This is a genomic window from Streptomyces sp. NPDC048288 (assembly GCF_043201555.1).
Taxonomy (GTDB): domain Bacteria; phylum Actinomycetota; class Actinomycetes; order Streptomycetales; family Streptomycetaceae; genus Streptomyces.
The window spans coordinates 428,707-446,124 of the sequence record NZ_JBICZD010000007.1; the positions used below are offsets into that span (position 1 = coordinate 428,707).

General features: G+C 71.8%; 16 protein-coding genes and 1 pseudogene. 10 read left to right on the top strand and 7 right to left on the bottom strand.

Translation table 11 applies throughout. The features are described 5' to 3' along the window. Window positions 1–156 precede the first annotated feature (156 nt). A complete protein-coding gene (locus ACGFZS_RS26835; RefSeq protein WP_393797267.1) occupies window positions 157–333 on the top strand; it encodes a hypothetical protein in 177 nt (58 codons plus the stop codon). Between the two features lie 250 nt (window positions 334–583). Here ACGFZS_RS26835 and ACGFZS_RS26840 read toward each other — a convergent pair whose 3' ends face one another. Beyond that, window positions 584–1,972, bottom strand: coding sequence for an NtaA/DmoA family FMN-dependent monooxygenase (locus ACGFZS_RS26840; RefSeq protein WP_393659941.1), 1,389 nt, complete (start codon window positions 1,970–1,972; stop codon window positions 584–586). A 355-nt stretch (window positions 1,973–2,327) separates the two neighbouring features. On the opposite strand from ACGFZS_RS26840, the gene ACGFZS_RS26845 reads away from it, so the two are divergent. Together ACGFZS_RS26845 and ACGFZS_RS26850 are read left to right on the top strand one after the other, a co-directional pair. Then, window positions 2,328–2,966: a TetR/AcrR family transcriptional regulator gene (locus ACGFZS_RS26845; protein ID WP_393659943.1), complete on the top strand. Its 639-nt coding sequence runs from the start codon at window positions 2,328–2,330 to the stop codon at window positions 2,964–2,966. A 566-nt stretch (window positions 2,967–3,532) separates the two neighbouring features. Next, entirely contained in the window at window positions 3,533–4,093 is a 561-nt protein-coding gene (locus ACGFZS_RS26850; protein ID WP_393797268.1) for a TetR/AcrR family transcriptional regulator, read from the top strand. Window positions 4,094–4,113: 20 nt separating this feature from the next. Here ACGFZS_RS26850 and ACGFZS_RS26855 read toward each other — a convergent pair whose 3' ends face one another. Genes ACGFZS_RS26855 through ACGFZS_RS26865 form a run of 3 tightly spaced genes read right to left on the bottom strand, consistent with a single transcriptional unit; the run spans window position 4,114 to window position 7,128 of the window. Continuing rightward, window positions 4,114–5,469: an NtaA/DmoA family FMN-dependent monooxygenase gene (locus ACGFZS_RS26855; RefSeq protein ID WP_393659947.1), complete on the bottom strand. Its 1,356-nt coding sequence runs from the start codon at window positions 5,467–5,469 to the stop codon at window positions 4,114–4,116. A 25-nt stretch (window positions 5,470–5,494) separates the two neighbouring features. Next, window positions 5,495–6,109: a CE1759 family FMN reductase gene (locus ACGFZS_RS26860; protein WP_393797269.1), complete on the bottom strand. Its 615-nt coding sequence runs from the start codon at window positions 6,107–6,109 to the stop codon at window positions 5,495–5,497. Then, window positions 6,109–7,128, bottom strand: coding sequence for an LLM class flavin-dependent oxidoreductase (locus tag ACGFZS_RS26865; RefSeq protein ID WP_393659951.1), 1,020 nt, complete (start codon window positions 7,126–7,128; stop codon window positions 6,109–6,111). The genes ACGFZS_RS26860 and ACGFZS_RS26865 overlap by 1 nt, the downstream gene beginning before the upstream one ends. A 69-nt stretch (window positions 7,129–7,197) precedes the next feature. Here ACGFZS_RS26865 and ACGFZS_RS26870 point away from each other — a divergent pair, with 69 nt between their 5' ends. Continuing rightward, window positions 7,198–8,250 carry an MsnO8 family LLM class oxidoreductase gene (locus tag ACGFZS_RS26870; RefSeq protein ID WP_393659953.1) on the top strand — a complete coding sequence of 351 codons (1,053 nt, stop codon included), beginning with the start codon at window positions 7,198–7,200 and terminating at the stop codon, window positions 8,248–8,250. Between the two features lie 19 nt (window positions 8,251–8,269). Here the strand turns inward: ACGFZS_RS26870 and ACGFZS_RS26875 are convergent, their stop codons facing one another. Together ACGFZS_RS26875 and ACGFZS_RS26880 are read right to left on the bottom strand one after the other, a co-directional pair. After that, entirely contained in the window at window positions 8,270–8,926 is a 657-nt protein-coding gene (locus ACGFZS_RS26875) for a TetR/AcrR family transcriptional regulator (protein WP_393659955.1), read from the bottom strand. A 61-nt stretch (window positions 8,927–8,987) separates the two neighbouring features. Beyond that, on the bottom strand, window positions 8,988–9,557 hold the full coding sequence (locus ACGFZS_RS26880) for a phosphotransferase enzyme family protein (RefSeq protein WP_393797270.1): 570 nt from the start codon (window positions 9,555–9,557) through the stop codon (window positions 8,988–8,990). Between the two features lie 80 nt (window positions 9,558–9,637). On the opposite strand from ACGFZS_RS26880, the pseudogene ACGFZS_RS26885 reads away from it, so the two are divergent. From ACGFZS_RS26885 to ACGFZS_RS26905, 5 genes and pseudogenes are all read left to right on the top strand, one after another. After that, window positions 9,638–10,635: pseudogene (locus tag ACGFZS_RS26885) on the top strand (aldehyde dehydrogenase family protein). Next, on the top strand, window positions 10,632–11,816 hold the full coding sequence (locus ACGFZS_RS26890; RefSeq protein WP_393659960.1) for a flavin monoamine oxidase family protein: 1,185 nt from the start codon (window positions 10,632–10,634) through the stop codon (window positions 11,814–11,816). Before ACGFZS_RS26885 ends, ACGFZS_RS26890 begins: the two are co-directional and overlap by 4 nt. Next, window positions 11,813–13,768 carry an amidohydrolase gene (locus ACGFZS_RS26895; RefSeq protein WP_393659962.1) on the top strand — a complete coding sequence of 652 codons (1,956 nt, stop codon included), beginning with the start codon at window positions 11,813–11,815 and terminating at the stop codon, window positions 13,766–13,768. The genes ACGFZS_RS26890 and ACGFZS_RS26895 overlap by 4 nt, the downstream gene beginning before the upstream one ends. A 104-nt stretch (window positions 13,769–13,872) precedes the next feature. After that, window positions 13,873–14,592: a response regulator gene (locus tag ACGFZS_RS26900; protein ID WP_393797271.1), complete on the top strand. Its 720-nt coding sequence runs from the start codon at window positions 13,873–13,875 to the stop codon at window positions 14,590–14,592. Then, window positions 14,589–15,707 carry a sensor histidine kinase gene (locus ACGFZS_RS26905; protein ID WP_393797272.1) on the top strand — a complete coding sequence of 373 codons (1,119 nt, stop codon included), beginning with the start codon at window positions 14,589–14,591 and terminating at the stop codon, window positions 15,705–15,707. The genes ACGFZS_RS26900 and ACGFZS_RS26905 overlap by 4 nt, the downstream gene beginning before the upstream one ends. A 37-nt stretch (window positions 15,708–15,744) precedes the next feature. On the opposite strand, the gene ACGFZS_RS26910 is transcribed toward ACGFZS_RS26905, so the two are convergent. After that, window positions 15,745–16,332, bottom strand: coding sequence for a TetR/AcrR family transcriptional regulator (locus ACGFZS_RS26910; RefSeq protein ID WP_393797273.1), 588 nt, complete (start codon window positions 16,330–16,332; stop codon window positions 15,745–15,747). 124 nt (window positions 16,333–16,456) lie between these two features. On the opposite strand from ACGFZS_RS26910, the gene ACGFZS_RS26915 reads away from it, so the two are divergent. Then, window positions 16,457–17,371, top strand: a complete 915-nt coding sequence (locus ACGFZS_RS26915) for an SDR family NAD(P)-dependent oxidoreductase (RefSeq protein WP_393797274.1) — start codon at window positions 16,457–16,459, stop codon at window positions 17,369–17,371. Window positions 17,372–17,418 lie beyond the last annotated feature (47 nt).

The following is a 17,418-nucleotide window of genomic DNA, read 5'->3' on the forward strand; positions in this document are numbered from 1 at the left end:
CGCCGCCGTCGATGCATGGCGTCGGCGCTGTCGCGGCGGCCATGAGGTCCGTGTGGATCGCACGCTCACGGGACGTGAGGTCCTGCTGTCTGCCGACGACCGGCATGGCGGCTCTGATGTGTCCGGCGGTGTCAGGGCACGGGTACGGCGTACTCGGTGACGCAGCGTTCGAAATCGCCGTGCGCGGCGGCGGCGCCGTGCAGCCGGTCGGGGATCGCCGGCGGCGGTGACTTCCCCGGGGGAGCGAGCCGCGTGCGGGCCGCCGACGCCGATCGGCTCGTGGCCGTCGAGCAGGGCGGTGATCTCCTCGGCGGTGCGGTCGAGGAGGAGTGAGCGGCAGGCGACGGTGCACCAGCACGGGGTGACGAGGCTCGCCACGCCCTGCGACTGGCGGAAGCCGGCCGCGGACTCGGCGCGCGGCAGCCGGACCTGGACGCCGTCGTGGACGGAGAGGCGCGCGCCCGCACCGTGCTTGACCGCGGGCCGGCGCAGGAGCGGGCGGCTACGGCCCAGCGGCCCCGGGTGCAGGGACGCGGCCGCGGCGAAGAAGACGCGGCCGGCCCGGAGCGTCGTTCTGGTCGGGTCAGCGGGAGACCGCGGATTCGGTCGGGACCGTACGTCCGTACTGGTACGGGGCGCCCAGGTGCTCGCGGAGGGTGGAACCCTCGTAGTCGTGGTGGAACAGGCCACGTCGCTGGAGGACCGGGACGACCTTGTCGACGAAGGCCGGCAACCCGTCGGCTGTCACGTCCGGAGCGATCACGAAGCCGTCGCAGGCCCGCGACTCGAACAGCAGCTGGAGCTGGTCGGCGATGTCCTCCGGCGAGCCGAGGACCGTGGTGAAGAAGTCGGTGACGCCGTGCAGAAGGACCTCGTAGGGAGTGCGTCCCTCCGTCAGCAGGCGTACGGACTTCTCGGCGTAGAGCTGGTGCGGGGCGGGCCGCAGAGCGGCGAGCTGCGCCGGGTCGAGGCGGTCGTGGATCCGGTCCATGGTGAGGGGCAGGCCGACGAGGGCGGACAGGTGCCGCAGCTTGTCCGGAAGTTCCGGCGCCGACAGCTGAAGCAGCTGGTGCCGGCGCTCCAGCGCCGCCTCCATGGTGTCGGCGACGGTCACGGCGGTGCCGAGGACCAGCTTGACGTCCTGAGGGGAGCGTCCGTACGCGGTGGTGACCTGGTCCAGTGCGTCGCGGTGGGCACGCGCCTCCTCGATGTCCCCCGCGACGGTGAACACCCCGGAGGCGTAGCTGGCGGCGAAGCCGAGCGCCTCGGCGCCGCCGCCCGCCTGGAAGAGGATCGGCTGTCCCTGCGGTGAGGGCGGGATGGGCAGCGGGCCGCGTGAGGCGACATGCCGGCCGCCGAGGTCGATGGGGCGGATCTCGGAGGCGTCGGCGAACACCCCGGTGTCCGTGTCGAGTTTGAGCGCGTCGGGCCCCCAGCTGCCCCACAGGGCCTGGACGAGCTGGACGAACTCGTGGGCCCGCTCGTACCGGGTGGTCCGGTCGGCGATCGGGGCACCGAAGTTCGCCGCGATGCGGGGGTCGTTGGTCGTCACGGCGTTCCAGCCGATCCGGCCGCCGCTGAGCAGGTCCAGGGCCTTGAGCTGACGGGCCACGGTGTAGGGGAAGCTGAAGGTCGTCGACTGCGTCAGTACGAATCCGATACGGCTGGTGGCCGTGATCAGACGGCTTGTCAGCACGATCGGGTCCATCGTGACCGTGGGCGGGAACCGTGTGAGATCCACCTGTACGGCGGGGTGGTCGGTGATGAAGACGAAGTGGAACTTGCCGCGCTCGGCCTCGCGCGCCGCCCGGATCATCGGCTCGACATCGAACGACATCCCGGGATCACCTCCAGGCCAGCGCCACGCCTGATCCGCCGACCCGTGCATGAGGCTCGTGGCTCCCAGCACCATGCGCCGACCGCCGGATCCGTCCTGTCCCGCCGTCTGACCGGCGCTCTCGTCCCTCTGCATACGAGCTCCTCTTCGGCGCAGTGCTCTCGCACTCGCCGTTTCTGCCGCGTCCCGAACCTCGGGGCAACGCTAAAACGCTACGGAAGAGTATCGAAACTAAATGGTAGCGGAACGCGCTCGTCTCGGGTTCTCGGGGGCCCGAACGGCACGGCCGATCCCGGTAACGGTCAGGCCCGACAGGGTTTTGCGGCCGCGCCCGAACCGGGGTCGCGCGGCACCGATCGCGCATACCGGCCGCACCGCGCCCGCGCCGGGCCCCCGCCGCAAGCGGTTCCCGCGGGCACGATCGGCGGGGTCCGCCCCCGTCCGTGCCGGCTCCGGGCCGCCCCATCGCCGAGCGGGGTAAGGTGTGTCGATGCGCAGCGCCCCGAGCGGGTCCACCCGGCAGAAGCCCGCCAGGGCCGTGGGCCGCGGGCGTGATGCCGCCCGCGACCGGATGATCCTTGACGCGGTGCTGAGCCTGCTCGGCGAGCGGAGTCCGGACGCGCTCAGCATGGAGGCCGTAGCCGTGCGCGCCGGTCTGAGCAAGTCCACGGTCTACCGGCGCTGGGCCTCCGTCGAGGACCTGGTCGCGGACGCGGTCGACACCCTGACCTTCCCTGTCGCGGAGATCGCCGCCGGCTCCGGGACGCTCCGGGAGGACCTGGTCGAGGGACTGATCGCCGCCTCCGGGTGCCTCGACGAACAACTCCAGCGCATCGTCGCGACGGTTCTGGGTTCGTCCTGCAGTCAGCCCGCCCTGGCGGAGAACCTTCGCTCCCAGTTCGTCCATGCGATCGAGTCCGCTCTCACGTACGCGCTCCAGCGGGCCGCCGAACGCGGGGAAACCGCCGTACAGCACAGAGACCTGCCGTTGAACGGGCACGACGCCATCGAGGTCGCCGTCGCCGTGGGACTCATCATCAACCTCCCCCAGACCACCGGCCGCCCCCTGGCCCGAGCCGACTTCGAGCGCATCGTCGACGAAGCTCTCCTCCCTCTGCTCACCGCCTGACTACGGCCGTGCCTCTTGTCGGAACCCCGGCCGGGTCGGGGCCGGGGCAGGACCACATCGCCGTTCGGCAGGTCGAAGCGGTGGCGCGCCCCGCGGCTGCGGAGGTGTTCGACCAGTGCGTCGAGGCCGGGGGTCGCCACCACGGTGGCGTGCGGGATCGCCGGGCACAGGGGCGGCTCGACCGCGCTCTCGATCAGCCTGGAGCGCGGTGGACCGGCGGCCGTCGCCGACCTCGGTGATCGCGACGTCGGTTCCGAACTCCGCGAAGGTGCTGATGTCCTCCTCGCCGGCGGCGGCGAAGCCGTACGCGGAGTGGAGGACGTCGAGCGTGTCGGGCACATGATTGGCCCAGACATCGGCATACGTCAGGGATTCGAAGAACGAGTCACTCGCTGCGAACTCCTGTTGACCGGGGACGGGCACCGGGAAGTGGCGGGACCCGCCGTTTGGAATTTCGGCAGAATGCGGAGGGTCCCGCCATTTATCGACCGGCAGGTCATTGGCTACGATCGCGAAGTGGCGGGTATCACCAGTTCCCCCCGGCCCAGCACCTCGGAGGCGGACTCATGGCAGGTCGGCGCGCAGACGCCAGGCGCAACTACGCGCACATCCTCGCCGTCGCGGAGAAGGAGGTCGCCGCTCATGGAGCAGACGCCTCCCTGGAACAGATCGCCCGGGTGGCGGGGGTCGGCTCCGCGACCGTCCGTCGGCACTTCCCCGGCCGCCGGGCGCTGTTGGAGGCCGTCTTCAGCGAGGAGACCGAGGTGCTGTGCGCCGACGCCCGCGAGCTGGTGGGGCACAGCGACCCGAGGGCGGCCCTGCTGGAGTGGCTCGATGCCCTCGCCGCCTACGTCGCCGCCTCGCGCGGACTGGCGACCCTCCTGCTTCCGGACGGCATCGCCGAGCACGACGACGACGGCACCTGCTCGCCCAGGCTCCACGCGGCGGCCGAGCCCCTGGTACGGCGTGCCGCGCAGGCCGGAGCGGTCGCACCCGGCACCACCGCCGCCGACCTGGTCACCCTGATCGTGGGGATCGTCCTGGCCACCGAGCAGCACCCGGCCCCCGCGACGGAGGCGGCCCGGCTGCTCGCACTCGCCGTCCAGGGGATCAGTCCGGGCAAGTGATCGGGCCCGGCTCCGCCGTGTCAGCTGCCCCCGGTGCGCGCGGGCGCCAGGGCGCGGCCGTACTGGTGCGGGGCGCCGAAGTGCCCGCGGAGCGTGGCGGATGCGTAGTCCTCGTGGAAGAGGCCACGGCGCTGCAGGACCGGGATCACCTTCTCCGCGAACGCGGGCAGGCCGTCGCTCACCACATCGGGGGCGATGACGAAACCGTCGCAGGCGCCGGCCTCGAAGAGCTCCTGCATCTCGTCGGCGATCTCCTCGGGACTGCCGAGGAAGGTCGTGTGGAAGTCGGTGACGCCCCGAAGGATGACCTCGAAGGGGGAGCGCCCCTCCTTCAGCAGGCGCACCGCCTTCTCGGAGTGCAACTGGTAGGGCGCGGGGCGCAGCGCCGCACGGTCCCCGGCGGGCAGTGGCTCGCGGAGCCCGCTCGCGGGGATGTCGAGACCCACGAGCGCGGAGAGGTGCCGCAGCTTCGCGGACACCGGGGTCGGGGACAGTCGCAGCAGTTCCTCACGGCGGGCCAGCGCCTCCTCGGTGCTGTCCGCGACGGTGGTGAAGGCGCCCATGAAGAGTCTGACGTCCTCGGGCCCGCGGCCCGCCCGCGTGGCCGCCTCGCCGAGGGCGAGGCGGTGTTCGCGTCCGGTCTCGATGTCGGTGGCCATGGAGTAGACGCCCGAGGCGTAGCTCCCGGCGAGAGTGAGCGCCTCGGCGCCGCCGCCCGCCTGGAAGAGGATCGGCTGTCCCTGCGGTGAGGGCGGGATGGGCAGCGGGCCGCGTGAGGCGACATGCCGGCCGCCGAGGTCGATGGGGCGGATCTCGGAGGCGTCGGCGAACACCCCGGTGTCCGTGTCGAGTTTGAGCGCGTCGGGCCCCCAGCTGCCCCACAGGGCCTGGACGAGCTGGACGAACTCGTGGGCCCGCTCGTACCGGGTGGTCCGGTCGGCGACGGGGACGCCGAAGTTCGCGGCGATGCCGGGTTCCTGGGTGGTGACGGCGTTCCAGCCGATCCGGCCGCCGCTGAGCAGGTCCAGGGCCTTGAGCTGACGGGCCACGGTGTAGGGGAAGTTGAACGTCGTCGACTGGGTCAGCACGACGCCGATGCGGCTGGTGCGGCCGATCACATGGCTGACGAGCACGATCGGGTCGATCGTGGCCGAGGGCTTGTGGTGGGTCAGGTCCTCGCGGACCGCGGGGTGGTCGGCGATGAACAGGAACTGGAACTTGCCGCGCTCGGCCGCGAGAGCCGTCTCGGCCCAGGTGTCCGGGTTCAGATAGGTCCGCGGATCGCTGCCGGGCCAGCGCCAGGCGGCCTCCGCGGACCCGTAGTTCATGACCTGGGCGCCGAGCATCATCGAGCGCCGTGGGGTGGTGGAGTTCATGTCGTGCCCTTTGCGTCGGGATGGGTCAATGGGTGCGCCGGATCCCGGCGCGGACCGTCACACGGGCGGCCAACTGGCCCGCGGCCCGGCCGATCCGCTCCGCCAGGCGGTCCTCGCCCTCGGGGCTCCAGTCCTCGGGGGCGGCGAACACCGCCGTGGGAACGGTGTCGGCGCGCAGGTGGGCGAAGAGCGGCCGCAGTGAGTGGTCGAGCGCCAGCTGATGCCTCGGCGAGCCTCCGGTCGCGCCCAGCAGCACGGGCCTGTCGACGAGGGATTCCTTGTCCAGGATGTCGACGAACGACTTGAACAGACCCGAATACGCCGCCGAGAACACGGGCGTCACGGCGATCAGGGCGTTCGCGCCGGTGACGGCCGCGACCGCCTCGGCGAGGGAGGCGCTGGTGCGGCCGGTCAGCAGGGCGTCGACGACGTCGTGGGCGTGGTCGCGCAGTTCGATCGTGTGTGTGCTGAACGACGCACCATCGGCGGAGAGTTGCGCGCCGGTGGCCGCGCTGAGGCGGTCGGCGAGCAGGCGCGTGGACGACGGCTCGCGCAGCCCGGCCGTGACCGTGACGACGGAGTGCCGGACCTGGCCGGGGCACGCGGGCGCCGTCAGGTCCTCAAGGGAGCGCGCAGTCATCAGCGGGACGCCTTCGCGCCCGCGGCGACCTCGGCGATGATCTCGTAGCTCCGGCGGTGGTCGGCGGCGGAGTGCACGGTCGCGGTGACCATGAGTTCGTCGGCGCCGGTGGTTTCGAGCAGGTCCGTCAGCCCGGCCTCGACCGTCTTCGGGCCCCCGATGATCTGCCCCTGGAGGTAGGACTGGCCGACGGCCCGCTCCTGGTCGGTCCAGCGGTGCGCGTCCACCTCCTCCGGGCTCGGGATGTGATGCAGTCGCCCGGTGGTCGTGTGGACGAAGGCCAGCGCGCTGGAACCGGCCAGCCGCTCGGCCCGTATGTCGTCCTCGGCGGCGATCACCGCGGCCGAGGCGACGGCGTACGGCTGCTTCAGGGCCGGACTCGGCCGGAACCGCTCCCGGTAGTGCCGCACGGACGCTCCGGCGAGGTGGGGAGCGAGGTGCGCGGCGAACACGTAGCGCTCTCCCCGCGCCGCCGCGAGGGAGGCGCTCGCCATGCTGGACCCGAGCAGCCACAGGGTCGGCCGGCTCGGTCCCTGGGGCAGGGCCCGGATGCCCGCGTACCGGTGCCCGGCGGGCAGCGTCCCGTCCAGGAAGCCGGTCAGCTCGTCGATCTGGCTGCCGAAGTCGAGGGCGTCCGAGCGGCGCACGGCGTGTGCGGTGCGCAGGTCGCCGCCCGGGGCGCGGCCGAGCCCGAGGTCGATGCGGCCGGGGTGGAAGGCCTCAAGGGTGAGATAGCGCTCGGCGACCTGGAGCGGGGAGTGGTTGGGCAGCATCACGCCCCCGGCGCCGACCCGGATGGTCGAGGTGGCGTCCGCGACGCGCAGCGCCAGGAGGTCGGGCGAGCTGCTGGCCACCGACGGGATGCTGTGGTGCTCGGCGGTCCAGAACCGCCGGTATCCCAGCGCCTCCACATGCCGGGCGAGATCGACGGAGCGGTTGACGGCCTCGGCGTCGGTACTGCCGGAGCCGACGGTCGCCAGATCCAGGACGGACAGCGGGACGGAGCCCAGTCGGGACATGGGGGATCTCCTTCGGAGGTTCTTGTCGCACTCGAAACAGTACCGTATCGAGACGATAGAGTATCGAGTATGGAACCTGTGACACTGTCGCTGCTCGACCCCGTCGCCATGCCCGAGGACGCCGACGCGGGCGCCGCGATCGCCGTGGCGCTCGCCCGGACGCGCCTGGCCGAGGAACTCGGCTACCGGCGCGTCTGGTTCGGGGAGCACCACAACAACCCCTTCGGCGCGGGCCCGGTGCCGGAGCTGATGGCCCTGTACGCCGCCGACCGCACCACCCGGATCACCGTCGGTACCGGCGCCTACCTGCTCGGCAACAGCACCCCGCTGCGCGCGGCGGAGGCGATGTCCGTCCTGTGCTGGATGCATCCCGGCCGCACCGAGATGTCCTTCGGCCGGGCACCGGGCACCGACGGTGTCACCGCGCACGCCCTGCGCGGCGGCGCCGACAACGACTTCTCCCGGCAGCTCGCCGAACTGCTCGCCTTCACCGGCCACCAGGGGCACGAGTGGCCCGCGGACCACCCCTACGCGACCGTACGTCCCGAGCCGCTCCCGCCGACGCCGGTGCCGATGTGGCTCGCGGGCTCCAGCGGCGACACCGCGGCTCTGGCAGGGGAGTTGGGGCTCGGGTATGCCTTCGGGCACCACATCACACCCGATCCCGACCGGGCCGCCCGCGCGATCCGCTCCTATCGCGAGACGTTCAAGCCGTCGGAGGCATTCCCCGTCCCGCGCGCGATCCTGACCGTCCTCACCGTGATCGGCGAGGACGACGCCACGGCCGAACGGCTCTCCACCGGCTACCAGTTGGGCTACACCCGCCTGACGCAGGGGCTGAACTCCCCCTTCCTCTCGCCGGAGACGGCGGCCGCCCACCCCTGGACGGACGCGGAACGAGCCGTCGCCCGGCAGGCGCGTGCCGGAATGGTCGTCGGCGGTCCGGAGACGGTCGTGAACCGGATGCGCGCGCTCCTCGAAGCGACCCGCCCCGACGAGCTGATGGTCCTGCTCACGGCCCACAGTCCCGAGGCGCAGCTGTGGTCCCTGCGGGAACTCGCCGACAGCCTGCGGGCGGCGGGCCTGGTGACCCCGGTCGACGCCATGGCGGCAACCCGCTGAAGCCTTCGCCGGGCCGTGCTCAACCCCGCTGTCGCGGCCCCGCGATGAGCGGCATCAGCACCTGGTCCACGATCCGCCCGACGGCGGCCGTGTCCAACGGCCCTTCCTCGAAGAGCGGCTGATGCATGATCAGGGCTATCGCCGCCGTGATCTCCAGACGTCCGGGCGCCAGCAGCTCCTCGACCCGGCCGGCGTCGACGTCTCCGCGCGCCTCGGCCCGGCGCAGGCAGTCGGCGACGCCGGCCCGCTGGGCCGCGACGTAGCGCTTGCGCAGCGCGGAGGTCACCTCGGGATTGCTGCGCGTGGTGGCGAGGAGGACCGCGCCCAGCCGGGAGCCGCGCTCACCTGTGCACCCGGAGGTGCCGGTCAGGGTGTGCACCAGGTCGTCGCGCAGTCGCGTGGGCCGGAGTGAGCCGTCGTCCGGCAGTGTGTGGAAGTCCAGCGATTCGAGCGCGTCCGCGACCAGGTCCTCCCGGGACGCCCAGCGCCGGTACACCGTGGCCTTGCCGACCTCCGCCCGGACGGCGACCTCGCCCATCGTCAGCGCGGCATAGCCCTCCTCCGCGAGCAGGTCCAGGGTCGCCTCGATGATGCGGGCGTCCCGGGCGGCATCGCGCGCGGGCCCGTAGGTGGCGGCCGGGCGGCGGCGTCCTGTCGTGATCGGAGTCTCGGTCATATGAATACGGTAACGTATCGAGACGCGCGAGTATCGAGTTGATGGCCGGCCTGCACCGCCGTCACACCGCGGCGGACATCGCGAACTTCTCCGCCGGCTCCACGACCGGCGGCCGCACCTGTTCCAGGATGAAGTCCGAGGTCCCGTCCCCGGGCCGGTCCACCGCCGAGCCCGGACAGGTGGGCCCGCGCGCCAGCAGCAGGGCGGGCCACATCGCGAGATCCTCGTCGGCGCGCGGATCGGGCAGACAGAAGAAGGCGGCCGTCGCGAGGTCGAAGAGGTAGTAGCCGTCGCCGCTGTCGTCGAAGTCGATGACGGTCATCCGGCCGTCCCCGACCAACACGTTCTCGGGGGTGAAGTCGGCGTGGATCGCGCCGTAGCGGTCGGCGCCGGCGCCGTAGGCGCGCAGCGCGGCGTCCAGCCGGGGGAACGCGGAGGCCATGGTCGCCTTCCCGGGGGTGCCGGGCGTGAACGCCCGGCGCGGGTCGCCCCGGACCGCCCGGTCGCCCAGCATGCCGTCCGTGTCCCACGGCGGCCTGACGGACACCTTCGCGCGGGGCGGTTCCGCCGTACGACGGTGCAGTTCGGCCATCAGGGCGCCGAGGTCGGCGAAGGCGCCCGGCTCGATCACGGCCTCGCCGGTGACGGCCTCCCCCGCTGTCCACTCTTCGCCTGGCCGAACTCATCGAGCAGGCCGGAGTCCCGGCGGGCGTGGTCAGCGTCGTCACCGGCGGCGCGGAGACCGGCACGGCGCTGGCCGCCCATCCGCTGGTGAAGAGGATCGCCTTCACCGGTTCCACGGCCGTCGGCCGGGAGACCGGCGCGCAGTGCGGTCGTGCACTGAAGAAGGTGTCCCTGGAACTGGGCGGCAAGGCACCGAGCATCGCCGCCGTCGACGTCCACGGCGTCCTGGAGGGCAACCCGCTCGGCGGGCTGCTCAACTCCGGCCGGGCCAGCGCCGCTTACACCCGCTTCCACGTCGACGCCAAGCGCCACGACGAGTTCGCGGACAAGCTCGCGGGCGCCGCCGCGACCCTGCGCCTGGGCAACGGCCTCGACCCCGGCACCCACCTCGGCCCCCTCGTCTCGGCCGACCAGCTCCGCCAGGTCACCGACTACGTGGGCATGGGCAAGGCCGAAGGGGCCGCACTCCGCACCGGCGGCAGCCGCCCCGAGGAGGCGGACCTCGCCGACGGCTCTTCTTCCGGCCGACCGTCTTCGCGGGCGTCAGGCAGCACATGCGCGTGGCCCGCGAGGAGATCTCCGGCCCGGGCCTCACGGTCCTCCCGTACGACGACCCCGACGAACTCGCAGCCCTGGCCAACGACACCGACTACGGCCTCGCCGCCGCCATCTGGTCCCGTGACACCGGCACCGCGAACCGCCTGGCCCGGCAGGTCAAGGCCGGCACCGTGTGGATCAACATGATGCGGGGCCTCGACGCGGGCGCCACCTGGGGCGGCATGAAGTCCTCCGGCGTCGGCCGCGAGATGGGCTGGGCGGCCATCGAGTCCCACACCGAGGTCAAGAGCGTCCGGACCAGCCCGAACCGAGACCGGGCGCGCCCCCCGTCGGTGTGCCGGCCCCGCCACCCGGCGGGGTCCCGGCCACCGAGCGGCGGGGTGACGGCGGAAGCCCGGCGGATGGGGGACCGGTCCGGGACCGCTGATTCTGGAGACCCAACCGCTCCAGAACGGAGATCCCCATGACCGGAGTCCGACTCGGCAGGCGCTGGGTCGTCGGCGCGGCGCTGGCGGCGGGCGCCGGCGCCGCGGTGCCCTTAGGCGTCGTATCACTCGACGCGCACGGCGACGCCTCGACACCCCCGTCGTCCGCCGCCCGCTACGACACCATCGTCGTCGGCGCGGGAATGTCCGGCCTGGCCGCCGCCCGCGATCTCGCCGACCGGGGCAAGCGGGTCCTCGTCGTCGAGGCGAGGGACCGCATCGGCGGACGCATGTGGACCGACCGCGGCACGATGCCCGTCCCGATCGAGCGCGGCGCCGAGTTGGTGCACGGCGACGACGTCTCCACCTGGCCGCTGCTCCGCGAGTCCGGAGTGGCCACCCACCGCATGAGGATCACGCTCAACCGCGAGCGGCCCGGTGACCCCTGGGAGCGGACGGTCCAGCCGGTGGCCGGCTCCAACTTCCGGATCATCGGCGGCTACGACCAGATCCTGCGACCGCTGGCCGCCGGGCCCGCCATCCGGCTGGGCACGGTCGTCCGCACGGTCCGGTACACGCGGGCGGGCGTGGCCGTCCACGCGGAACAGGACGGGAAGCCGGTGACCTTCCGCGCCCGGACCTGCGTCGTGGCGCTGCCCGCCGGTGTCCTCCAGCACGGGGACGTACGGTTCGCACCGCCGCTGCCGGCCGCGAAGACCGAGGCGCTGAAGGCGGTGAAGTACCTGCCGGTGGCCAAGATCCTGCTGGAGTTCCCGAGGCCGGTCCTGCCGTATGCCGCGGACGAGATCTACGACCCCGACGGGTACTGGAACGCCTCGGCGGGCATACCCGGCTACGACGGTCAGGTGCTGGTCGTGTGGTACGAGGGCCCCACGGCACGGCGGTTGCTGACGCAGCCCGTGGCACGCCGTTACCGGGATGCCCTCGGCAGGATGCGCGCCGTCACCGGCCGACGGGACCTGATGTTCCGCAACGCGTTCATGTACGACTGGTCGCGCGATCCGTACGCCCGTGGCGCCTACCCCGACTTCGGCGTGGAGAACGAGCGGGAGATCTACAAGCCGGTGGACGGCGTCCTGTTCTGGGCCGGCATCGTGACGTTCCGGGTCGACCTGTCGTACAGCAGCGGCAAGGAGGCCGCGGTGAGGGTCCTGAGGCGCCTCGGCGCGGGGGCCGTGGCCCGGGAGGGGACACACGCATGAGTGAACGAAGCACGCTTCGGCGATGGGGCCTTGTCGCGTCGGTGTCATGCCTGACGGTCTCGGCGACCGTCCTGGCTCTCACCGATGAGCCGTCGGCCGCGGTCCGGGCCGACACCGTCTTCCTCCACGGGCAGGTGCTGCTCTATCCGGAGAGCGGGAATCTCATGTCGCACGAAGTCGACTGGGCAAGCGCCGTGGCGGTGAAGGACGGCCGCATCGCGTACGTCGGCGGCGACCACGACGCCCGCAGGCTGATCGGCCCCAGGACCCGGGTGATCGACCTGAACGGCAGGATCCTCATGCCGGGCCTGGGCGACGGCCACTTCCACAGCGGGGCGAGCGGCACCTGCGTGATGAACTACGAAGGCGGCACGGTCGAGGCGGTCCTGGCCAAGCTCAAGGCATGTCTGCTCCGTGACGACCAGGCCAAGTACCTCAAGACCGACTCCGTGCTGTCGGCGAGCCAGTTCAACGGCAACGGAATGCTGCCGCACGGCACCACGCTGACGCGCCACGAGCTCGACCGGCTCAGCAAGGACCCCTCGGAGGACGAGTTCGGGACGGGGACGACACGGCCGATCGTCATCGGTGACATGGGCGAACACCAGACCTTCACCAACACCAAGGCGATCCGCAACGCCGGCCTCGACGCCGACACCCCCGCTCCGCCCGGCGGCTTCATCGGCCGCGACGCCGACGGGTACCCGAACGGCCAGTTCGCCGACTACTCCGGCGACTGGGGACCGTACCCCGAGGACAGCGGGCCCGATGCCGGGGGCGGGGCGGCCAAGGACTACCGGAACGCGAACCGCGTCGGCATCACCTCCCTCCTGCACCCGGGCTTCGGCGTCTCCGACGAACTGAAGCAGCTGGCCAAGCAGGGCAAGCTCACCGTGCGGGTCAACCAGGCCCTCGCGGGCGACGCCTTCCGCGGCGAAACGGATCCGAAGGCCCTGGACCAGGCCGTCGCCGAACTGAACGCGGTCCGCGCCGAATACGACGGCTACCGGGATCCGGCGAGCCCCGGCGACATCACGGTCGACACCGTGAAGATCTTCTGCGACGGAGTGGCGGAGTACCCCGGACAGACGGCGGCGATGATCGACCCGTACCGGAAGAACATCGGCACCCGGGAGAAGCCCGAGTTCGTGCCGGGGGACCGGAGGGGCGAGGACCCGTCGTGCTCGGACTCGGCTGCCGGGTTCAAGAAGCTGGACGAGGCGCACTGGTCGATCCACGTGCACGCGATCGGGGACCGGGCGGTGCGGGAGGCGCTCGACAACTTCGCGGCGAACAAGGCGCACAACCCGTCGTGGGACCGCCGTGCGACGATCGCCCACGACGAGTTCGTCCGTGACAGCGACATCCCGCGGTTCGGGAAGCTCGGGGTCGTGGCGAGCATGTCGCCGGTGTGGTTCGAGCGCAACATGTGGACTGTCGACGCGACCGAGGGATATGTCGCGCCCAAGTCGATGGCCGAGATCTACCCGGCCGGCCGCCTGGTCAGGTCGGGCGCGGTCCTGGCCTTCGGCAACGACTGGCCCGCCACGCCTCCGTGGCGGCCGTGGACGGGGATCGAGGAGGCCACGACAAGGGAGGGACGACCCGATCCGAAGCGCGCGATCTACCCGGGCCGCCTCGGCGAGCACAACATGGTCACCTTCCCGCAGGCGGTGAAGGCGGCGACCATCGGAGTCGCCTACCAGATGCACCGTGACGACGAGGTGGGGTCGATCGCGAAGGGTAAGCTCGCCGACCTGATCGTCATCGATCGCGACCTGCGCAAACTGTTCGACGTGTCGCCGGCCCTGCGCAAAGGCGACCCGAAGGCCCGCACGGAGCACATGAAGCAGGTGTCCGACGCGAACGTCGCCGCGACGAAGACGCTGCTGACGATGGTAGGCGGCAAGGTCGTGTACAGCGACCCGAAGTTCAAAGGGGCCCTCGGCTGACGGATCTGATCCGCGAACCGACCGTCCCGCCCCGGAGCCTGCTTGGATGGCGACGAACGGCAACTCACACGGCAGGTGGCGCACATGGCGAGGCGGGACCCACGATGATCCGAGTGGTGGTCGTCGATGACGAGGCACTGGTCCGCTCCGGTTTCGAGCTGATCCTCAACGCCGCGGACGGCATCGAGGTCGTGGCCACCGCGGTCGGCGCGGACGCGGTGGCCGTGGTGCGCGACCGCCGGCCGGACGTCGTCCTCCTCGACATCCGGATGCCGGACGTGGACGGACTCACCGTCCTGCAGCGGCTCCGGGCGCTGCGGCCGCCGCCGACGGTGGCGATGCTGACCACGTTCGACACCGACGAGTACGTCCTCACCGCGCTGCACTCGGGAGCAGCCGGCTTCCTGCTCAAGGACACCGAACCCGGTCAACTGGCCCAGCTGGTGCGCAGCCTCGCGGCCGGCGGGGTGGTCATGTCCCCGAAGGCGTCCCGGACGCTGCTGACCGCCCGCCCCGGCGCCGGCTCCTCCGGCGAGGAGGCGGCCCGAGTGGAACGGCTCAGTGACCGGGAGCGGGATGTGCTCGTCCTGATCGCCGACGGCCTCTCCAACCCGGACATCGGAAACCGCCTGCACCTCAGCGCCGCCACGGTCAAGGATCACGTCAGCGCGATCCTGGCCAAGCTCCGGGTGGCCGGGAGAGTGCAGGCGGCGCTGCTCGCACAGCGGGCTGGACTTCTGGACGACGGCCAGGGCGGGCAGGGCCGTGCGCAAGGGAGCAGGCAGGGGAGTACGCAGGGGAGTAAGCAGGGGAGTGGCTCATGACTCCGTGGCGACGGAGGTGGGACCGAATCCCCCGGCCGGCGCTCGACGCGGTCGTCGTCGTACTCGCCGTGCTCGACATGTGGTTCAACGCATGGAGCTGGTCACCGCTTCTGGTGGCGTTGCTCATGCTCGCCTGCGTGGCTCTGGTCTTCCGCCGGCGTTCTCCGCTCACCGTGTTCCTGCTGACGCTGCCGGCCACCCTGCTCCTGGACATCGTCGTGGCCCCGCTGGTGGCTCTGTTCACCCTGGCCGCGCGGTCGCGTGATCGCCGTCTGCTCGCGGCGTGCGCCACGGTGTTCGCGGTGGTCACCGTCATCCCGTCACCGTTCGACGGTCACGGCTCGCTGGGCGGGACCTGGACCGTGTTCACCTTCGTCTACACCCTGGCGACGGCTACCGCTCCCGTCCTGCTCGGCCAGCTGGTCCAAGCCCAACGAGACCTGTCGCAACGGCTCGTGGAGATCCAGACGGCCAAGGAGTACGAACGGGAGCTGCACGCGCAGACCCTGCTGGCCCGCGAACGCGCCCAGCTCGCCCGGGAGATGCACGACGTCGTCTCCCACCAGGTCAGCCTGATCGCCGTCCAGGCCGGAGCCCTCCAGGTCGCGGCCCGCGACGCCCATGCCCAGGAGGCCGCCGGTGTCATCCGTTCCCTCGGCGTCGCCACGCTCGACGAACTCCGCACCATGGTCACCCTCCTGCGCGCCTCCGGCGGCGACAGCACCGAACTGACCCCGCAGCCCACCCTGGCCGACCTCCAGCGGCTCGTGGCGTCCAGCGGTATCGCCACGAAGCTGTCCGGTGACCTTCCGGCCCGGGTCGGCACCCCCACCCAGCGGGCGATCTACCGCACCGTGCAGGAAGCGCTGACCAACGTCCGCAAGCACGCCCCCGGAGCCACGGCGACCGTGGAGCTGTGGCAGGACGACCATCACGTCGGCGTCACCGTCACCAACACCCCGTCGACCCGGCCCTCCCTCCCGCTTCCCGGAGCCCACCACGGCCTGATCGGCCTCCAGGAACGCGCCGACATGCTGCGCGGCAGCTTCGTGGCGGGCCCCACCGCAGAGGGCGGCTACCGGGTGCGCGTCCGCCTTCCGGCCGAGCCGGGCTGAGCGCTGACCGCTGATCGCTGAGGGCTTCCGGCTCGGGTCAGAAGTTCTCGGCGGCGGCGAACGCCTCGGCCGCTACGGCGTCCAGGGTTCCGGCTCCCTCGGTACGGGCCCAGTACTCCAGCGCCGTGGTGGCCACGCTGATCAGCAGTCCCGCCTTGGCGGCAGCGGCGAGTTCGGACGCGCCGGGGCCCATCCGGGCGGCGACGACAGGAGTGAGCAGGTCCTGGGCCCGGCGTCCGGCCGCGAGCCAGCGGGCCTTGAGCGAGGGCTCGTCCAGCATGACGCGGGCAGTACGCCGGGTCTCGGCGCCGGACATCCGGCACGCCTGGAGCAGCGCAGTCCGCGCCGCCTCGGGCAGCGGCTCGGCTGCCGGGCGGCGTGCCAGCTCGGCGACCAGTTCGTTGACGCCCTCCACCAGCAACGGGGTCAGCGCCTCCTCCTTGACGGGGCAGTGCCGGTAGAAGGTACGCAGCGAGATGCCCGCGGTTTCCGCGATCTGCTCGACGGTGGTGTGGACGAAGCCCTGACGCTCGAAGAGGTCCATCGCGGTCAGCGCGATGTCCTGCTGCACGGACAGCTTGCGCCGTTCACGCAGCCCGGGCGGTGCCTTGCCTGCCGATCCCACGATGCCTCTCTCTCCCTCGCTCCGTCCATCTTGACATCAACAGAATCTGGCACGTTGTGCCAAGTAGGCATATCCTTTCAGCGGACCTCGGGTCTTCATGCACCAGCACAAGGAAGTGATCACCATGACCGGAATTTCATTCGAGGGACGCGTAGCGATCGTCACGGGTGCCGGAGGCGGGCTGGGCCGCGCCCACGCTCTCGATCTCGCGGCACGCGGCGCGAAGATCGTCGTCAACGACCTCGGGGGCGACATCGCCGGCACCGGCGGCGGAACCGCCATGGCCGACCAGGTCGTCAAGGAGATCACCGCCGCCGGTGGCGAAGCCGTCGCCAACTACGACTCGGTCGCCACCCCCGAAGGCGGCAAGGCCGTCGTGCGGGCCGCCCTCGACGCCTTCGGCACGGTGGACGTCCTGATCAACAACGCGGGCAACATCCGCAACGCCCCCTTCACCGAGCTGACGCCGGAGGCCATCGAGTCCCTCCTGGCCGTCCATGTGAAGGGCGCCTTCTACGTCACCCAGCCCGCGTTCGAGGTCATGCGGGACAAGGGGTACGGCCGCATCGTGTTCACCTCGTCCGCCGCGGGCATCTTCGGCAGCCCCGAGCAGGCCAACTACGCCGCCGCCAAGGGTGCGGTGCTGGGTCTCGCCAACGTCGTCGCCCTCGAAGGCGCCCCGCACGGCATCCGGGTCAACACCGTCCTCCCGGCCGCCGGCGGTCGCATGGCCGCGGACATGAACCCCGACACCCTGGTCGGGATGCCGACCACGCCCGCCCACTTCGAACCCGAGATGGTCACCGCCCTGGCCTCCTACCTCGCCAGCGAGGCCAACCCCTACAACCGCGAGGCGTTCTCCATCGCCCGCGGCCGCTATGCCCGCGTCTTCATCGGCGTCACCGAAGGACACCACGTCCCGTTCGACGCCCCGGTCGCCACCGCCGAGGACATCGCCGCGCACATCGACCGCATCCGCGACCAGGACGGCTACCACGTCCCCGGCTCCATGATCGAGGAGTTCGGCCTCATTCCCTGACGCCGAACCCACCGCAGCGGGAACCGGCCTCGTCGGTTCCCGCTGTG